The organism is Virgibacillus alimentarius, assembly GCF_017874635.1.
Lineage (GTDB): Bacteria > Bacillota > Bacilli > Bacillales > Amphibacillaceae > Virgibacillus_B > Virgibacillus_B alimentarius.
On record NZ_JAGIKX010000017.1, the window covers coordinates 38,923 to 58,266 of the forward strand.

Below are 19,344 nucleotides of genomic sequence, written 5' to 3' on the forward strand. Positions count from 1 at the left end.
TACCATCATTATTGGAAAAAAACGGACGAAATAAACTTGTTTGAAGAGTTTTCACCTTAGTATTGATAAAAGCCTCCTTTTCCCGCTATAATAAGGAATTATATGATTTATTCTTAGCAGGAGCGAATACGATGGGACATAACGATAAAGAAGTGTTTATTGAGCTTTGTACGATCATTGATGATGATGGTGAAAAGGAACATAACATGGTTAGACAAAGAGGAAAACTTTATGAAAAAAATCAAATGGTTGTGCTTACCTTTGAAGAACAAACAGAGGAGAAGGCATGGATCAAAAATTTTATTACGATTCAGCCTGATAAAGTAACGATCAAGCGAACAGGGAATGTGATGATGAATCAGCAATTCCACATGCAGCGTGCGACTGAAAGTGTTTTTAAGCACCCTTATGGTACAATGCATATGGAGACTTTTACATCATCAATCACACATCAACCGTTGCGTACAGATCAGAATGGTCAGCTGAAAATAGCTTATTCGGTAAAATTAAACGGCAAAGAGAAACGCGATCATTATTTAACCTTGACATATAATGAGGAGGGTGCATGAAGTGAATGTTTTAGCACAAACAGAGGATATATTAAAGCAGGAAATTGGTGAGGCGGTTTTAAAAGCAGATCTTGCTGCAAAGGAAGAGCTCCCGCAAATCATTTTAGAAAAGCCAAAAGAGAAAGCACATGGGGACTTTGCAACCAATATTGCCATGCAGCTTGCCCGGATCGCAAAAAAAGCACCGAAGCAAATTGCCAAAGATATTATGGAACATTTAGATCACTCGAAGGCTTCGATTTCTAAAGTAGAAATTGCCGGCCCTGGATTTATTAATTTTTTCATGAAAAACGACTATTTAGGAGAGCTTATCCCGACGATTTTAAAAACGGATGAAAATTACGGGAAGACAAATACAGGGCAAGGGGAGAAAGTGCAGGTTGAATTTGTGTCTGTAAACCCAACTGGCGACTTGCATCTTGGTCATGCACGCGGAGCAGCTTTTGGAGATGTCCTCTGTAATATTCTAGCTGCTTCAGGATATGATGTTGAACGTGAATATTATATTAACGATGCTGGTAATCAAATTGATCAGTTAGCGCTTTCGGTCGAAGCCCGCTATCTGCAAGCACTTGGTGAGAACGTAACGATGCCTGAAGATGGGTATCATGGAGATGATATTATTGGAATTGGCGAAAAAATTAAGGAAGCGTATGGACAGGAGTGGAAAGAGAAGGATCGAGCGGAAAGACTTTCCTTTTTTAAGGAGTATGGTCTCCAGTATGAACTGAAAAAAATTGAGGAAGATTTAGCGGATTTCCGTGTCCATTTTGATAATTGGTTCTCCGAACGGACGCTTTATCATGATAAGATTCATGATGCACTCGCCAAACTAAAAGATGGCGGATTCGTCTATGAAAAGGACGATGCAACATGGCTGCGCTCAACAGACTTTGGCGATGATAAGGATCGTGTGCTTATCAAAAGCGATGGAAGCTACACTTATTTGATGCCGGACATCGCCTATCATCAAGACAAACTAGAACGTGGTTTTGATAAAATCATTAACGTATGGGGAGCTGATCATCACGGATATATTCCGAGAATGCGTGCAGCTATTTTGGCTTTAGGATATGCTTCTGATAAGTTCGAGGTGCAAATTATTCAAATGGTCAATCTATTTGAAAATGGTGAGAAGCTTCGTATGAGTAAAAGAACTGGAAAAGCGGTGGCCCTTCGCGAATTAATGAGTGACGTGGGTATAGATGCTGTTCGCTACTTTTTTGTAACACGTTCCAATGATTCGCAGCTCGATTTTGATCTCGATTTGGCCCGTTCACAGTCCAATGAAAACCCAGTTTATTACGTACAGTACGCCCATGCAAGAATATGTACGATGCTAAAACAAGCAGCAAACAAAGGATTTTCTTTTGAGCAAGATATGGATCCAACCCTTTTAACCACTGAAAAAGAAGTGGATTTACTAAAAAAACTAGGGGAGTTTCCAAAGACAATTGCAGATGCTGCAAGTAAACATACACCACATAAAGTGACACAATATGTTTTTGACTTAGCTAGCTTGCTCCATAGCTTTTATAATGCAGAAAAAGTTTTGGACGAGGACCAACCGGAAAGAACAAAAGCACGTATTGCACTCATGAAAGCAGTGCGCATTACGCTTCGTAATGGCCTTCGTTTAATTGGTGTCACAGCGCCAGAGAAAATGTAAACACTCCCTTTATTTTCCTCATGTTAGGTCATGAGGAAAATATTTTTTTAAAAAGGTGTTGACTGAATGCTCATTCATAGTTAAAGTAGTAGTATAGTATTTATCAGAAAATTCTCCTAAGATATTTCTGATAAATGGAATCGTTATCATTTTTCATAATATTGTGCAGGAAGGGGAAGCTGGTTGATGGATACCTTTTTGATTGTGAACTTATTAGCATTCATCGCTGTTACCATTTATGCAATTTACTTGTTTGCAAGGGTAATAGCAACACGGAAAGCCTATATTGATCTAGGGCAGAAATCAGAGTTTGACGGGGAAATAAAAGAACGAATACGAAAAATCATAAAAATCGTATTTGGACAGTCCAAGCTGCTGAAGGATAAAAAGTCGGGGACGATTCATGTCATGATGTTTTACGGGTTTATTCTTGTCCAGTTTGGTGCAATTGATATGTTTATCAAAGGGATTTCTCCTGGTAATCATTTACCATTTGGGCCACTTTATCCTGGATTTGTCTTTTTTCAGGAATTAGTTACATTAATGATCTTAGTAGCTGTCGCTTGGGCATTTTACCGACGGTACATGGAGAAACTAGTAAGATTAAAGCGTGGTTTTAAAGCAGGTTTAGTTCTTATATTTATTGGAACATTGATGCTTTCCGTATTACTTGGCAATGGGATGATGCAAATCTGGTTTGAAACAGGAGCGAGCTGGTCATCTCCAATTGCGAGCGGTATCGCACTATTATTCGGTTGGATGTCACCAACAGCTGCAATGATTGTCTTTTTCATTGCATGGTGGGTACACACGATAACGCTTTTGGCTTTTCTCGTATATGTACCACAATCCAAACACGCGCACTTAATTGCTGCACCAATTAATGTATTCTTAAGTAAGCGAGTCCCTGGAAAATTATCTAAGGTTAATTTCGATTTAGATGAAATGGAAGATGAAGAAGATGTTTCCTTTGGCGTCGGAAAAGTGGAAGACTTTACACAATTCCAGTTGCTTGATCTTTATGCTTGTGTAGAATGTGGCCGTTGTACAGACGTTTGTCCGGCTGCAGGAACAGGAAAAATGCTGTCACCGATGGACTTAATGATTAAAATTCGTGATCATCTGACAGAAAAAGGGGCAGCTGTTACAGGGAAGACACCTTGGGTTCCAACCTTTGCATTTTCAAATACACAAGGAAACCAATTAGCTAATGCCGGTAATAAGGAAGCCGCAGCAACGGTAGAAAGTGTCGATTTGATTGGGGATGTCATGACAGAAGAGGAAATTTCCGGTTGTACCACTTGCCGTGCTTGTGAAGATGCCTGTCCGGTAATGAACGAACATGTCGATAAAATCATTGATCTGCGCCGTTACCTCGTAATGACAGAAGGGAAAATGGATTCTGATATCCAGCGCGCAGTGATGAATATCGAGCGTCAAGGGAATCCTTGGGGACTATCGAAAAAAGATCGCATTAAATGGCGTGAGCTGGACGAGTCGGTGTACATCCCGACAATCAAAGAATTGAAAAAAGAAGATAAAGATTTTGAATACCTATTCTGGGTGAGCTCCATGGGCTCATTCGACAGCCGCAGTCAGAAAATAGCAATTGCCTTTGCGAAATTAATGAATCAAGCAGGGATTAACTTTGCTATTTTAGGAAATAAAGAAGCGAATTCTGGAGATACGGCTCGCCGTATTGGGAATGAGTTTTTATTCCAGGAAATTGCTGAAAAGAATATAAAAGAGTTTAATAAACACAATGTAACAAAAATTGTTACCATTGATCCGCATGCTTATAATATCTTTAAAAATGAATATCCTGATTTTGGTTTTGAAGCAGAAGTGTATCATCACTCACAAATGCTATTTGACCTTGTGATGAATGGAAAGCTAAAACCAACCGGTGAAATTAACCAACGATTAACTTATCACGATTCTTGCTATCTGGGCAGATATAACGGGGTATATGATCCGCCAAGAGAAATCTTAAAATCTATTCCAGGGCTCGAATTGGTAGAGATGAAACGTAATCGTGAGAATGGCATGTGCTGTGGTGCAGGTGGGGGCTTAATGTGGACAGAGGAAACGACAGGTAACCGCATTAACGTAGCACGAACGGAGCAAGCCTTAGAAGTGGAGCCATCCATGATTTCAAGTGCATGTCCTTTCTGTTTAACGATGTTAAGTGATGGAACAAAGGCAAAAGAAGTAGAAGAAGATATTAGTACGATGGATGTTGCTGAAATTCTAGCATTATCTGTATTTGCAAAAGAAGATAGTAAAACAGCATAGACGTTCTAGTTGATGATGAAATGATAAAAGGGGAGGATTTTTCTCTCCTTTTGTAGAATAAGCTAATTGAGCGAGCGTTCAATCATGAAAGCAGCGTGGGAATCAAAAATAATCATACAAAGAAGGGGATGTTTTCTATGAGAAGAACCGTTATTGTATCAGGTGCCAGAACACCGTTTGGAAAATTCGGAGGAAGCCTAAAATCATTTACAGCATCCAAATTGGGCGGAAAGGCAATACATGCAGCACTAGATCGTGCAGAACTGGAAAACACTGAAATTGATGAAGTGATTATGGGAACTGTTTTGCAAGGAGGCCAAGGCCAAATCCCGTCAAGGCAGGCTGCAAGGGAGGCCGGAATCCCTTGGAATGTAAAAACAGAAACGATCAATAAGGTATGTGCGTCTGGACTTCGCAGTGTCACATTGGCAGATCAGCTCATCCGTCTTGGTGATGAGGAAGTAATTGTAGCAGGTGGCATGGAAAGCATGAGCAATGCTCCTTATTTTTTACCCGATGCACGCTGGGGAAATCGTATGGGAGATAAGGCTGTGAAAGATATGATGATCCATGATGGATTAACCTGCTCTTTTCAAGGAGTGCATATGGGCAATTACGGAAATGATACAGCAAATGAATTTGGATTAACAAGAGACGCACAGGATGAATGGTCCTACCGAAGCCATCAACGAGCGGTAAAAGCAATCGAAGAAGGGAAGTTTGCCGGGGAAATTGTAGCCCTTGAAGTCCCCCGTCGTAAAGGTGATCCAATGATTGTTGATACAGATGAAGCACCACGAAAAGATACTAGTATCGAAAAATTGGCGAAATTGCCTTCTGCTTTTGGATCTGATGGAACGATTACAGCGGGGAACGCACCAGGGGTGAATGATGGTGCATGTGCCTTTGTGTTAATGTCTGATGAAAAGGCAGAAAAGTTAGGAAAAAGTCCATTGGCATTTGTTTTAGGGCATGCGGAGGTAGCGATAGAGGCGGAAAAATTCCCGCAAACACCAGGCCTGGTCATCAATAAGCTTTTGGAGAAAACCGGTAAAAAGAAAGAGGATATTGATTTATTTGAAATTAACGAAGCATTTGCAGCAGTTTCCTTAGCTAGCGGTGAAATCGCAGGTATTGATTCAGAAAAAGTGAATGTGAACGGAGGGGCCGTTGCCTTAGGGCATCCGATTGGTGCGAGTGGTGCGCGGATTATTTTAACATTGATTCATGAATTAAAACGCCGAGGCGGAGGTCTTGGAATTGCAGCAATTTGTAGTGGTGGCGGTCAGGGTGACGCCGTGTTGATTGAAGTACCGAAATCTTAACTGGAGAAAGCACTCAGGAGGAGGAATATGTTCATGACAGTAAAGAATGTAATGGTCATTGGCGCAGGTCAGATGGGGGCCGGGATAGCGCAGGTTTGCATGCAAGCAGGCTATGAGGTGCTGTTAAATGATGTAAATCAAGATGCACTTCAAAATGGGGTAAATAAAATAGAAAAGTTACTGCAACGTGCAGTGGATAAAGAACGAATTACAGAAGCGGATAAATCGAAGACATTAGGAAGACTGAAGACTTCCACTCAAATAAAAGATGGCGGTCATTGTGATCTTGTGATTGAAGCGATTGTGGAAAACATGGATGTGAAAACAAAAGTGTTCCGTCAGCTTGATGAAATAATGCCAGAACAAACCATTTTAGCATCCAATACATCATCACTTCCGATAACGGAAATTGCTGCGGCAACAAACCGACCAGAGAAAGTGATCGGGATGCATTTTATGAATCCTGTACCAGTGATGAAGCTTGTTGAAGTCATCCGTGGTCTGCAAACAAGCGACGAAACATATGAAACGATAGAAACGATGACAAAAGAATTACAGAAAGCACCCGTCGAGGTGGCGGATTTTCCGGGATTCGCAGCGAACCGTGTGCTAATGCCAATGATAAACGAAGCAATTTTCGCTGTCTATGAAGGCGTTGCCACGCCGGAAGATATTGATACGGTCATGAAGCTTGGGATGAATCATCCAATGGGACCATTAACATTGGCCGATTTCATCGGTCTGGATACTTGCCTCTATATTATGGAAGTGCTATATGAAGGGTTTAGTGACAGCAAATATCGCCCATGTCCATTGCTGAGAAAATACGTGAAAGCAGGATGGTTAGGTAAGAAAACAGGCAGAGGTTTTTATCAGTATCATTAAAAGAGGAAACACCTTGAAGGGAGAGGGCCAGCATGAATACCCGCTTTACCGAAGAGCAAGTGATGATGCGGAAAATGGTTCGAGATTTTGCTCACGCCGAAATAGCTCCAAACATAGAAAGTATGGAAAGCGACGGTCGATTTCCAGAGGGAATTATCCAGAAAATGGGCGAATTAGGGTTGATGGGAATACCTATTCCAGAAAAATATGGTGGAAGCGGGATGGACTTTATTTCATACATTATAGCAATCCATGAAATATCCAAGGTAAGTGCCGCTTTAGGTGTTATTTTATCTGTCCACACCTCCGTTGGAACTAATCCGATCGTTGATTTTGGTAGTGAAGAACAAAAACAGCGTTATGTCCCGAAACTTGCTAGCGGAGAGTACCTAGGCGCATTTGCTTTGACCGAACCTGGATCCGGATCAGACGCTGCCAATTTAAAAACGAAAGCAATAGACGTAGGAGATCATTATATTTTAAACGGTTCAAAAGTATTTATTACGAATGGAGCGGAAGCTGATACATTTATTACGTTTGCACGTACAGGTAATGAAAAAGGATCAAAGGGAATTAGTGCATTTATTGTCGAAAAAAACAGCCCGGGTCTTGAGATAGGGAAAAACGAGAAGAAAATGGGGCTGCGCGGCTCAAGTACAGTGCAGTTAAATTTTGATCAGTGTATCGTCCCGAAAACACAGCTTCTTGGTATAGAAGGAGAAGGTTTTAAAATTGCCATGTCCAATTTAAATGTTGGACGTATCGGGATAGCTGCCCAGGCACTGGGAATTAGCGAAGGTGCGCTTGAGCAGGCGGTCGCTTATGCAAAAGAACGGGAGCAGTTTGGCAAAGCAATTGCGCATCATCAAGGTGTTTCTTTTAAGCTGGCTGATATGGCTACTGCAGTGGAAGCTGCAAAACAATTAACCTATCATGCTGCATCGCTGATGGAAAACGGGAAGCATTGCGTGAAGGAAGTTTCCATGGCGAAACTGTATGCTGCAAAAACAGCGACCAAAACAGCAGTTGAAGCTGTTCAAGTGCATGGAGGTTACGGATATACGGAGGATTACCCTGTTGAACGGTTTTTCCGTGATGCAAAGGTGACTGAAATTTATGAAGGAACAAATGAAATACAACATATGGTGATTGCAAAACAAATTTTAAAAGATTAATGATGGATGCGATCAGGATGGGGAGGAAAAACAATGGATTTTCAATTAACGGAAGAACAAGAAATGCTACGAAAAATGGTGCGTGATTTCGCAGAAAATGAGGTTGGACCTACAGCTGCTGAACGCGATGAGGAAGAGCGCTTTGATCGAGTGATTTTTGAAAAAATGGCAGAACTTGGGTTAACGGGTATTCCTTGGCCAGAAGAATATGGCGGGATTAATGCAGATTATGTCAGCTATTGTATCGCAGTTGAAGAGCTATCACGTGTCTGTGCTTCTACGGGTGTAACCTTATCTGCACATCTATCGCTTGCTAGCTGGCCGATTTATACTTACGGGAACGAAGAACAGAAAAAGAACTTTTTATACCGTCTTGCGTCAGGAGAAGCATTAGGAGCTTATGCCTTATCTGAGCCTGGTGCGGGCAGTGATGTCGTTTCTATGAAAACAATAGCCCGCAAAGATAATGATGATTACATATTAAATGGGAATAAAGTTTGGATTACGAATGGTGGCGTTGCTGATATTTATATTGTTTTTGCAAAAACAGATACAAATGCAAACCATAAAGGAATTACAGCATTTATTGTCGAAAAAGGGACAGAAGGATTTACATTTGGTAAAAAAGAAAAGAAACTTGGGATTCGTTCCTCCCCAACAACGGAACTGATTTTCGAAAACTGTCGTATTCCAAAGGAGAATCGTTTAGGTGAAGAGGGCGAGGGCTTTAAAATTGCTATGACCACGCTCGACGGCGGTCGAAACGGTATTGCTGCTCAAGCTTTAGGGATTGCTCAAGGTGCCCTTGATGCTGCGGTAGATTATGCCAAAGAACGTGAACAATTCGGAAAACCGATCGCACACAATCAAGGTATATCTTTTAAACTGGCAGATATGGCAACAGAAGTTGAAGCTTCACGTCTATTAACCTATCAAGCTGCCTATTTGGAGTCGGAGGGCCTTCCATATTCAAAAGCATCGGCGATGTCAAAATTGTATGCTGGTGATACAGCGATGCGTGTGACCGTAGAAGCGGTCCAAGTATTTGGCGGATATGGATATACAAAAGACTATCCTGTGGAGCGGTTCATGCGGGATGCTAAAATTACACAAATTTATGAAGGAACAAATGAAGTACAGCGGCTCGTAATCGGAAGGCTGCTAACGAAAGAATAATATGGATAGAGTTGCGGGAATGTGAACAATGTAAGAGAAGGGGGTTTCTATAAAAATGACAGAAGATCAAATCCTTTCTTCGGTCAAAGACAAGGAATTAATTGAAAAAAGACGGAATCAGATGATTGAGGGAGCGATAACCCTTTTTAAGGAAAAGGGATTTCATAAAACAACAACAAGAGAAATTGCTAAGGAAGCAGGTTTTAGTATTGGTACACTTTACGAGTACATTCGGACCAAGGAAGATGTTCTATTTCTTGTTTGCGATGCAATTTATGATCAAGTACATGCGTGTTTAGAAGAAAGCATTGATCATGAATCCCCTTCTTTAGAAAATTTGATAAATGTTACGAAGTCTTATTTTCGGCTTATCGATGAGATGCAAGAAGGCGTCATCATCATGTATCAGGAAGTGAAATCCCTAGAGGGGGAAAAGAAGGAATATGTATTAAAAAAAGAAAGAGAAATGGTTGATATGCTAGAGCATCTGATCATAACCAGTTTGCCACATAAAATGGAGCAGGCGGATGCAGAAATACTTGCAAATAATATCTTTGTCCAAGGACAAATGTGGGGATTTAGAAGATGGATGCTGCAGAAACAATTCTCATTAGAAGAATATATTGACAGACAAATCCATTTCCTGCTGCAAGCGATTGATATTAAAAGGGAAGACTAGCTAATGGCCATTGCCTGTAGCAAAGTGAAAAATCAAAAGGCCCATGTAATGTATTCAGACGAAAAATAAGATCTCACTAGACAAAGCAAATCAGACTTGTTATGATATTAAAAATTAAGGGGTCAAACCCCTTTTTAACTACTGAAAAGGGAGTGCGCTACTGTGGGTTTACAAAACTATGGCCATGAAGAGCTACAAAACATGTCAATGATTGAACTTGGAAGATTAATCTTAATAGATGAACAGAAGGCAATGGACTTTAAAGAAGTTTTTAATAAGATTGCGGAGATAAAAGAATTTACGGAGAGTCAAACAGATGAAAAAATCGTTACCTTTTATACCGATTTAAATTTAGACGGTCGCTTCCTCACGCTAGGTTCAGGAATGTGGGGACTGAAGCGTTGGTACCCAGTAGAAAAAATTGATGAGACATTAACAGCAACTCCAAAGAAGAAGAAGAAAAAGACGGCGAAAAAGAAGAAAAATGAAAAAGCGGAGAAAAAAGTAACATTTGAAGATGAAAAATTAGATATTGAAGAAGACTTCGGTGACTTTGATGAAGAATCTAATGATGAACAGTATGAAAAGGGTTTGGATGAAAATCTTGATGAGGAATTTGGCGATGAAGATTTCGATGATGATGAGGAAGAAAAATAGCGTGTAAAGCTATCTTGACTTTTTTAATCCTTAAGCGTACAATTTCTATTGGGCTCTTGAAATCATATAAAAATATCAAAGCGTTTCCCCTATTTGCTGGGGAAGCGTTTATTTTTTTTATAAGTGGGCACCTGCAAATTTTGTGATTATTTTTACGTATAATAGGTGCACAATATAGTATGCAGGTATGAATTACATACTAGTGATAAAGTGAAACCTAACAACTATATAAGGAAGAGGGATAAAGAGTGACCAAGTATATTTTTGTAACCGGTGGCGTTGTTTCATCACTAGGAAAAGGAATAACAGCTGCTTCACTAGGGCGTTTATTAAAAAACAGAGGTTTAAAGGTAACAATTCAAAAATTTGATCCTTATATTAACGTTGATCCTGGCACGATGAGCCCATATCAGCATGGAGAAGTTTTTGTAACAGAAGATGGTGCGGAAACCGATTTAGATTTAGGACATTATGAACGATTTATCGATATTAATTTAAATAAATATAGCAACATTACAACAGGAAAAGTTTACTCCAGTGTCATCAAAAAAGAACGTCGAGGAGATTATTTAGGAGGAACCGTCCAAGTTATTCCGCATATTACCAATGAAATTAAAGATCAAGTATTCCGAGCTGGGGAAGCGACGAATGCAGATGTAGTGATCACGGAAATTGGCGGTACGGTTGGGGATATTGAATCCCTGCCATTTTTGGAAGCAATACGACAAATTAAAAGTGATATTGGTAGAGAGCATGTCATGTACATCCACTGTACACTCGTACCTTTCATTAAGGCAGCCGGTGAAATAAAAACAAAGCCGACGCAACATAGTGTTAAAGAATTGCGGTCCCTTGGCATCCAGCCAGATGCGATTATTTTGCGTACGGAAATGACGATTAGTAAAAGCCTGAAGGAAAAAATATCACTATTCTGTGATATAAATGAAAAAGCAGTAATTGAGATGCATGATGCAGACACACTTTATCAAGTGCCCCTTTCCTTGCAAAAGCAAAAACTGGATCAGCTAGCATGTGATCATTTTGGCATCGATTGCGAACCTGCAAATATGGATGAATGGAAGAAATTGGTTGACCGCGTACGAGGACTTTCCAAGGCGATTGATATTGGTGTCGTTGGAAAATATGTAGAACTTCCAGATGCGTATCTTTCCGTCGTGGAATCCCTGAAGCATGCAGGCTACTCCTATGATGCTGACATTCGCATTCACTGGATTAACTCCGAAAAATTAGAAGCAGAATCTATTCAAAAAGAATTGTCACATGTGGATGGCATCATTGTTCCTGGCGGGTTTGGTGATCGGGGTATTGAAGGGAAAATTGAAGCGATCCGCTATGCTAGAGAAAAGGAAATTCCTTTTTTCGGAATCTGCTTAGGTATGCAGCTTGCGTCTGTTGAATTTGCACGAAATGTATTAGGACTTGAGCATGCACACTCTCAAGAAATCAACCCGGATACCGAGCATCCGATTATTGGCCTCTTGCCGGATCAAGAGAATGTTGCGGATATGGGTGGAACGTTGAGGCTTGGCGTCTATCCATGTGCATTAAAAGACGGAAGTAAAACGAAGCATGTATATAATAACGAGGACGTCATTCATGAACGCCATCGCCACCGTTATGAATTTAATAATGCATATCGCAAGCAATTTGAAGAAAATGGTATGACTTTCTCTGGTATGAGCCCAGATGGAAAACTCGTTGAAATTATCGAATTAAACGATCATCCATGGTTTGTTGCTTGTCAGTTTCATCCGGAATTTAAATCACGCCCGATAAAACCGCATGCATTATTTGATGGGTTTATTAATGCAGTAGTTCAACGTAAAGGTGAATAATTCGCTAGATGTCAAGATGTTTCTTTCTTATTGATATTTTGCATTTATAACTGTCAAAAAAGAAGAACCGGCTGGAAAAGCTTATATAGCTCCCAAGCCGGTTCTTTTTTATAAAATTTATTTTCGTAACGTTGGCAGGATTTGTGAGGGTCTTTATCGAATGGATTTGAATAGTAAAGAAAGAAAAAGAAAAGAGGCGTCATGATATGCAGAGAGAGATATTAATTGTAGATGATCAGCCTGGTATCCGATTATTATTAACAGATGTTTTTGAAAACGAGGGTTATAAGGTTCATACTGCGGAGACAGGAAAGGAAACGCTGGATACATTAGCAAAAAAACACTTTGATTTAGTGATTTTGGATTACAGATTGCCCATTATTAATGGTATTGAGGTTTTGAATCGAATGGAACAAGATAACATGCAGGTTCCAGTTATGTTAATGAGTGGTTTAGTAGAAGAAATGGATAGAGAAACAGATAAGTACCATTTATTAAAAGGGGTTTTGGCCAAACCGTTTGATATTAAAGCAGTAGTTGAAAAAGTGAAATCAATATTTACCTGACTAAGGTGAAATCTTCCAATTAAAAAAGACACACTATTGTTGCGCCTTAGCACAGTTGTTGGTATTCTTATTATGTAGTTGATTTAGATCCAAGATTTCGTGCATGCGTTTCATAGCTTATGCAGTGCTAACGTTTATGTAAATATAGACAGTGATTGGCAATAGGTGTTGAATTTGGTTCTTCAGAAAAAGCATAAAAGGCCTATTTGAATCCTGGATCACGAGCCTTAAAGGATAATAAAAACTTCATTTTACGTTTCAAATATGGAAAAATCCAATTACCATATAAAAGGAGAGGATGGAAAGGTATGAAATTTTTTGTAGATACAGCGAATATTGATGATATTCGAGCAGCACAGGAGCTGGGTGTGCTTTCAGGTGTAACGACAAATCCAAGTTTAGTGGCTAAAGAAGGTATATCATTCCATGACCGTCTGAGAGAAATTACGGATGTAGTCTCAGGTTCGGTAAGCGCAGAGGTTATTGCAGAAGATGCAGAAGGAATGATTCAAGAAGGAAAAGAATTAGCAGCTATTGCTCCTAATATTACGGTGAAAGTGCCAATGACCCTAGAAGGCCTAAAAGCGGTAAAGGCATTTAGTGACCTTAATATTAAAACAAATGTAACGCTCATCTTTAATGCAACGCAAGCATTGTTAGCTGCTCGCGCCGGAGCGACATATGTATCTCCATTTTTAGGTCGCTTAGATGATATTGGTCATGACGGGATGCAATTAATTGCAACCATTTCAGAAATATTTAACCGGCATCAAATCCACACAGAAATTATTGCTGCATCAATCAGACACCCGCTACATATTGTTGATGCTGCAGTAAATGGCGCCCACATTGCTACAGTTCCATATAAACTATTTGGTCAAATCGTAAAACATCCATTAACAGATCAAGGAATTGAAAAGTTTCTTGCAGACTGGAATAAGCAAAATTAATTGCATAATAATGGAAAAGCTGCACAAGCTAACATTAGAAAGACTTTGCTGCTTTTCCTGATAGCTGCAAAAAACAAGAACATGCATCAGCGTTAGCGATACATGTTCTGTGCTTTCATGATGAAAAAGTGAGTTCTACAACAATGTGCCAGCTTCTCAAAGACAGGGTAAGTCCCTGGTGAGACGGCTTCAAAAGTGGGGTTTTTAAATGAAGAAAATATTAGTTGAAGGTGGTCACCTGCTAAATGGCAAGGTTAGGGTCAGCGGAGCGAAAAATAGCGCTGTTGCCTTGCTGCCTGCAGCTATATTGGCTGATTCTGACGTATCTATCGAAGGTCTTCCGGAAATTTCGGATGTTTATACACTTGGAGACTTACTAGAAGAAATAGGCGGTCATGTATCTTGGGATGGACAAACCGTACACATCGACCCGGCAGAAATGATTGACATGCCATTGCCTAACGGGAAAGTAAAACAGCTTCGTGCTTCTTATTATTTTATGGGAGCCATGCTTGGCAAATTTAAAAAAGCTGTTATTGGGCTTCCTGGTGGCTGCTATTTAGGGCCTCGTCCAATTGACCAACATATTAAAGGATTTGAAGCACTTGGCGCTGAGGTAACGAATGAACAAGGAGCTATTTATCTTCGTGCTAAAGAGCTTACTGGAGCAAGAATTTATTTGGACGTTGTCAGTGTGGGAGCTACCATCAATATTATGCTCGCTGCAGTGAGAGCGAAAGGAAAAACAGTGATTGAAAACGCGGCTAAAGAGCCGGAAATTATTGATGTTGCTACATTGCTGACGAATATGGGAGCAAAAATAAAAGGGGTAGGAACGGACGTTATTCGAATAGAAGGTGTTTCTTCTCTAAACGGCTGCAAGCATACGATTATTCCGGACCGAATAGAGGCAGGAACCTATGCGATCGCAGCTGCTGCCCAAGGAACTGATGTAACGATTGATAACGTTATTCCGCAACACATAGAGTCTTTACTGGCGAAGTTACGTGAGATGGATGTATCCATCGAAGAAAAAGATGAGCAGCTTCGCATCATGCCTCAGAAGCCACTGAAAAGTGTGGATGTTAAAACGTTGGTTTATCCAGGATTTCCAACAGATCTTCAGCAGCCTTTCACGTCATTATTAACCAAGGCAGTCAATACAGGGGTAATTACAGATACGATTTATTCTGCACGACTGAAGCATATTGATGAGTTAAGACGAATGAATGCATCAATAAAAGTAGAAGGTGGGTCTGTGATCGTATCAGGACCAGTGCAATTAGAAGGAGCCAGGGTGAAAGCTTCTGATCTGCGAGCTGGTGCAGCCCTCATTATAGCGGGGTTAATGGCAAATGGGATTACGGAAATTACTGGCATTGAGCATATTGAGCGAGGTTATGAAAAAATAACTGAGAAATTGAACAACCTCGGTGCAAACATATGGCGTGAAGATATGACAGAACAAGAAGTGAAGCAATTTCAAAATTTATAATGCAGTAAAATCTAGTGGTGAAGGTATGTTTAAGCAATCTTCGCTCAGCTTAAGCGTCCTTCCTTTGCTACTTTTAGTGTAATCATCTTATGTTTTACATACAGGATAAAAAGGAGAGGGAATCGATGGAAAGAAGTTTAACAATGGAAATCGTCCGTGTTACAGAGGCAGCTGCTTTATCGTCCGCACGCTGGATGGGAAGAGGTAAAAAGGAAGAAGCAGATGATGCAGCAACGTCTGCAATGCGGGATGTGTTTGATACGATTCCAATGCAAGGTACGGTTGTCATTGGTGAAGGAGAAATGGACGAAGCGCCAATGCTTTATATCGGAGAAAAACTAGGGACTGGAAGTGGCCCTTTGGTGGATGTCGCTGTTGATCCATTAGAGGGAACATCGATTGTAGCACAAGGTACCTGGAATGCCCTAGCCGTTATTGCTATTGCGGACGGAGGCAACCTTTTGCATGCACCAGATATGTATATGAAAAAAATAGCAGTTGGACCAGAAGCTGTAGGGGCAGTAGATATTAATGCTTCCACAAAAGAAAATTTAGCCGCAGTGGCAAAAGCAAAAAATAAACAAATAGAAGATGTTGTTGCCGTTGTTCTGGATCGCCCGCGTCACAAAGAATTAATTGAAGAAATCCGTGAAGCAGGTGCAAGAATTAAACTAATTCCGGATGGGGATGTAGCAGGAGCCATGAATACTGCATTTGATGAAACAGGTGTCGATGTGTTATTTGGAGTTGGAGGAGCGCCTGAAGGTGTTTTAGCTGCTGTCGCATTAAAGTGTTTAGGTGGAGAAATCCAAGGAAAACTTGTCCCATCGAATGATGAAGAGAGAGAGCGCTGTAAAGCGATGGGGATCACGGATATCAACAAAGTATTTTATATGGATGATTTATGCAGTGGCGACGATGCCATTTTTGCTGCTTCAGGAGTTACAGATGGTGAACTGTTAAAAGGGGTTCAATTTAAAGGACAAAAAGCAACCACGCAAACAGTTGTCATGCGCGCAAAAAGTGGTACGGTTCGTTTTATTGACGGTAAACACAGCTTAAATAAAAAGCCAAACTTAGTTATGGAGTCATAACTTTTTAAATGGGAATGATCATAGAAAGCAGAGAAGCCACATCTTGGCTTCTCTATCTATTAAATCTATGCTTGAAAAAAATAGAGTTGAATTTTTGCCGACAAACCAGTATGATAAAAGATGTTTAATAATTGTATCGTTTGGTTAACATATAAAGGAATGTTCGTATGACGATTTGAACCGTAATGTGAACAACAACGTATGATTGCAAACTTCTATTCTAGCTTCTAAATATTCTTCAGGTATTTACAGACAACCTTCCATCTCTTAATAAACGAATTCATATCTAATATGAGGTTGTTTTATACATTCAATTGCATTTATCAAACTATTTTAGTTTTTTAATTTAATAAGAGAAATAAGTAAAATGAATAGGCATGGTGATATGATGGCAGCTTTGACAATTTCAAGCTTGGAAGCCTTAACATTAAAAGAGATTTACGCATTAGCAAGAGAATACAAAGTTTCATATTATGCAAAACTTACAAAAAAAGAATTAATATTTTCTATTTTAAAAGCACAAGCTGAAAAAGATGGTTTTTTATTTATGGATGGAATTTTAGAAATTATTCCTTCAGAAGGGTTTGGCTTTCTCCGCCCAATTAATTATTCCCCGAGTGCAGAGGATATCTATATTTCCGCTTCACAAATTCGCCGCTTTGATCTTCGTAATGGGGATAAGGTGTCCGGGAAGGTACGACCACCAAAAGAAAATGAGCGTTATTACGGACTGCTACATGTTGATGCGGTGAACGATGAAAATCCGGAAACATCAAAAGAACGTGTACATTTCCCAGCATTAACAGCACTATATCCAGAACGATTAATGCATTTGGAAAAGAGCACCAAAAACGTTTCAACGAGAATCATGGATTTAATGACCCCTGTAGGATTTGGTCAGCGCGGACTTATCGTATCTCCGCCAAAAGCAGGAAAAACAATGCTGCTGAAAGACATTGCTAACAGTATTTCTGCGAATCATCCTGAGGCGAAGTTAATTATCTTACTTGTGGACGAGCGTCCAGAAGAAGTAACAGACATTGAACGGTCGGTAAGTGGTGATGTGGATGTTGTCAGTTCCACATTTGATGAAGTGCCTGAAAGCCATATTAAAGTATCTGAACTTGTCTTAGAACGTGCAATGCGCCTCGTAGAGCACAAACGCGATGTCATCGTACTCATGGATAGTATTACCCGTTTAGCTCGTGCCTACAATTTGGTGATTCCTCCAAGCGGTCGTACGCTTTCAGGAGGAATTGATCCGGCAGCATTTCACCGTCCAAAACGATTTTTTGGTGCAGCAAGAAATATTGAAGAAGGTGGAAGTTTCACCATCTTGGCTACTGCTTTAGTCGATACAGGCTCACGTATGGATGACGTGATTTACGAGGAGTTTAAAGGGACAGGTAATATGGAATTGCATCTAGATCGCGGACTAGCGGAAAGGCGCATTTTCCCAGCTATTGATATCTTGCGTTCTGGTACAAGAAAAGAAGAATTGCTTCTAGACAAAGATCATCTTGACAAAATGTGGGCCATCCGAAAAGGAATGAAAGATTCCAGTGATTTCCTCGAGCGTTTCCTAAGACGAATCAAGTCATCTAAAAATAACGAGGAGTTTCTCCAATTAATGGATGATGAAATGAAGCGAAAAGGCATAAGCCGGTAGCTTTGTTATATAAAATAGTCACGAATAAGGATAGACTATTGCAATCAGTCAAGCAGACTGTTATAATCTTTTTATGTGAGTTTAGATAAGGTATAAAACCTATGACGGCTCTTACAATAACTCTGTTTCCATGGGGATGCAGGGCAAAAAGGAGTGGAATGAAATGAAAAAAGATATTCATCCGGAATACAGAAAAGTTGTATTTCTTGATACAAGCTCTGACTTTAAATTCTTGAGCGGATCAACAAAAAATTCAGATGAAACAATTGAGTGGGAAGACGGTAACACTTATCCGTTAATCCGTGTTGAAATTAGCTCAGATACTCACCCATTTTACACTGGGAAGCAAAAAGCAGACAAAGTCGGCGGCCGCGTAGACCGCTTTAAGAAAAAATATAATATGAAGTAAAAACTGAACGGGTTTTTGCCGGTTCACGTGAAAAACAGGCACATTGTCTACCATCTGCCTGTTTTTATTTTTGTCTAAATGATGTAAAATACTTAAAGAGAATCTGTGATGAATGTTGAAGGGAGTACCCGCTCATGCAAGTGATGAAACATAGTGGCTGGATAGAAGTGATCTGCGGCAGTATGTTTTCTGGAAAGTCAGAAGAACTCATCCGCAGGGTCCGCCGTGCGACGTTTGGAAATTTATCTGTAAAAGTATTTAAGCCACAGCTGGACGATCGATATGAACATAATGCTGTTGTCTCCCATAATGGAGCATCTACAATTGCACTTCCGGTCCAAAAGGCAGAAGAAATACTTCAATATATTGAACCAGGACTTGATATTATTGGGATTGATGAAGCCCAATTTTTTGACGATTTAATCGTGGATGTCGCAGAAGAATTGGCAAATAAAGGCATCCGTGTCATTATTGCGGGTCTCGATACCAATTTTCGCGGAGAACCATTCGGATCGATGCCACAATTAATGGCGCTCAGTGAATCTGTTTCCAAGCTAAACGCAATTTGTCCGATCTGCAGTTCGCCAGCAAGCCGCACGCAACGTTTAATAGATGGCAAACCAGCTTCATATGACGATCCGATCATCCTGGTCGGTGCATCGGAATCGTACGAGCCCCGCTGCAGACATCATCATGATGTACCAAATAAACCGAGTCACGCACTAAAAAAAGAAGTGCCAGAGGTATCGAGATAGAAAGAGCGCCTGAGGGCGTTCTTTTTTTAGTTCGCCCAGCATGGGCGAACTCTAACGGGTGAAAGTCCCGAGTGCAACCATGTAGCGGTAAGCACATAGCCAAAAGCAAGGGTGTCCATA

Annotated in this window: 17 protein-coding genes; all 17 read left to right on the plus strand. The window is 40.2% G+C overall.

What is annotated here, in order from left to right:
• The first annotated feature begins 131 nt into the window (after positions 1-131).
• Positions 132-569: a DUF1934 domain-containing protein gene (locus J2Z81_RS09665; protein ID WP_029269429.1), complete on the plus strand. Its 438-nt coding sequence runs from the start codon at positions 132-134 to the stop codon at positions 567-569.
• Position 570: 1 nt separating this feature from the next.
• The gene (gene argS / locus J2Z81_RS09670; RefSeq protein ID WP_226371250.1) at positions 571-2,238 is read left to right on the plus strand and encodes an arginine--tRNA ligase; all 1,668 of its coding nucleotides are present in this window, start codon (positions 571-573) and stop codon (positions 2,236-2,238) included.
• Between the two features lie 186 nt (positions 2,239-2,424).
• Complete coding sequence (locus tag J2Z81_RS09675; RefSeq protein ID WP_226371251.1) at positions 2,425-4,533, plus strand: (Fe-S)-binding protein; 2,109 nt, start codon at positions 2,425-2,427, stop codon at positions 4,531-4,533.
• Between the two features lie 137 nt (positions 4,534-4,670).
• Complete coding sequence (locus J2Z81_RS09680; RefSeq protein WP_029269423.1) at positions 4,671-5,858, plus strand: acetyl-CoA C-acetyltransferase; 1,188 nt, start codon at positions 4,671-4,673, stop codon at positions 5,856-5,858.
• Positions 5,859-5,891: 33 nt separating this feature from the next.
• A complete protein-coding gene (locus tag J2Z81_RS09685) occupies positions 5,892-6,743 on the plus strand; it encodes a 3-hydroxybutyryl-CoA dehydrogenase (RefSeq protein WP_029269421.1) in 852 nt (283 codons plus the stop codon).
• Positions 6,744-6,775: 32 nt separating this feature from the next.
• Positions 6,776-7,918, plus strand: a complete 1,143-nt coding sequence (locus J2Z81_RS09690; RefSeq protein ID WP_226371252.1) for an acyl-CoA dehydrogenase — start codon at positions 6,776-6,778, stop codon at positions 7,916-7,918.
• A 33-nt stretch (positions 7,919-7,951) separates the two neighbouring features.
• A complete protein-coding gene (locus J2Z81_RS09695; protein ID WP_029269417.1) occupies positions 7,952-9,094 on the plus strand; it encodes an acyl-CoA dehydrogenase in 1,143 nt (380 codons plus the stop codon).
• A 55-nt stretch (positions 9,095-9,149) separates the two neighbouring features.
• The gene (locus tag J2Z81_RS09700; protein WP_226371253.1) at positions 9,150-9,773 is read left to right on the plus strand and encodes a TetR/AcrR family transcriptional regulator; all 624 of its coding nucleotides are present in this window, start codon (positions 9,150-9,152) and stop codon (positions 9,771-9,773) included.
• Positions 9,774-9,935: 162 nt separating this feature from the next.
• On the plus strand, positions 9,936-10,430 hold the full coding sequence (gene rpoE / locus J2Z81_RS09705) for a DNA-directed RNA polymerase subunit delta (RefSeq protein ID WP_029269415.1): 495 nt from the start codon (positions 9,936-9,938) through the stop codon (positions 10,428-10,430).
• Positions 10,431-10,678: 248 nt separating this feature from the next.
• The gene (locus J2Z81_RS09710; RefSeq protein WP_029269413.1) at positions 10,679-12,286 is read left to right on the plus strand and encodes a CTP synthase; all 1,608 of its coding nucleotides are present in this window, start codon (positions 10,679-10,681) and stop codon (positions 12,284-12,286) included.
• A 206-nt stretch (positions 12,287-12,492) separates the two neighbouring features.
• Positions 12,493-12,852, plus strand: coding sequence for a response regulator (locus tag J2Z81_RS09715; protein WP_029269411.1), 360 nt, complete (start codon positions 12,493-12,495; stop codon positions 12,850-12,852).
• A 308-nt stretch (positions 12,853-13,160) separates the two neighbouring features.
• A complete protein-coding gene (gene fsa, locus J2Z81_RS09720; protein WP_029269409.1) occupies positions 13,161-13,802 on the plus strand; it encodes a fructose-6-phosphate aldolase in 642 nt (213 codons plus the stop codon).
• A gap of 208 nt (positions 13,803-14,010) precedes the next feature.
• Positions 14,011-15,297 (plus strand): UDP-N-acetylglucosamine 1-carboxyvinyltransferase, encoded by a 1,287-nt coding sequence (locus J2Z81_RS09725; RefSeq protein ID WP_029269407.1) that lies wholly within the window; start codon positions 14,011-14,013, stop codon positions 15,295-15,297.
• Between the two features lie 125 nt (positions 15,298-15,422).
• Positions 15,423-16,391 (plus strand): class II fructose-bisphosphatase, encoded by a 969-nt coding sequence (gene glpX, locus J2Z81_RS09730; RefSeq protein ID WP_029269405.1) that lies wholly within the window; start codon positions 15,423-15,425, stop codon positions 16,389-16,391.
• Between the two features lie 388 nt (positions 16,392-16,779).
• Positions 16,780-18,060: a transcription termination factor Rho gene (rho, locus tag J2Z81_RS09735; RefSeq protein ID WP_029269403.1), complete on the plus strand. Its 1,281-nt coding sequence runs from the start codon at positions 16,780-16,782 to the stop codon at positions 18,058-18,060.
• Positions 18,061-18,223: 163 nt separating this feature from the next.
• Positions 18,224-18,469 carry a type B 50S ribosomal protein L31 gene (locus J2Z81_RS09740; RefSeq protein ID WP_029269401.1) on the plus strand — a complete coding sequence of 82 codons (246 nt, stop codon included), beginning with the start codon at positions 18,224-18,226 and terminating at the stop codon, positions 18,467-18,469.
• 134 nt (positions 18,470-18,603) lie between these two features.
• On the plus strand, positions 18,604-19,224 hold the full coding sequence (locus J2Z81_RS09745) for a thymidine kinase (protein WP_029269399.1): 621 nt from the start codon (positions 18,604-18,606) through the stop codon (positions 19,222-19,224).
• The last annotated feature ends 120 nt before the right edge of the window (positions 19,225-19,344 follow it).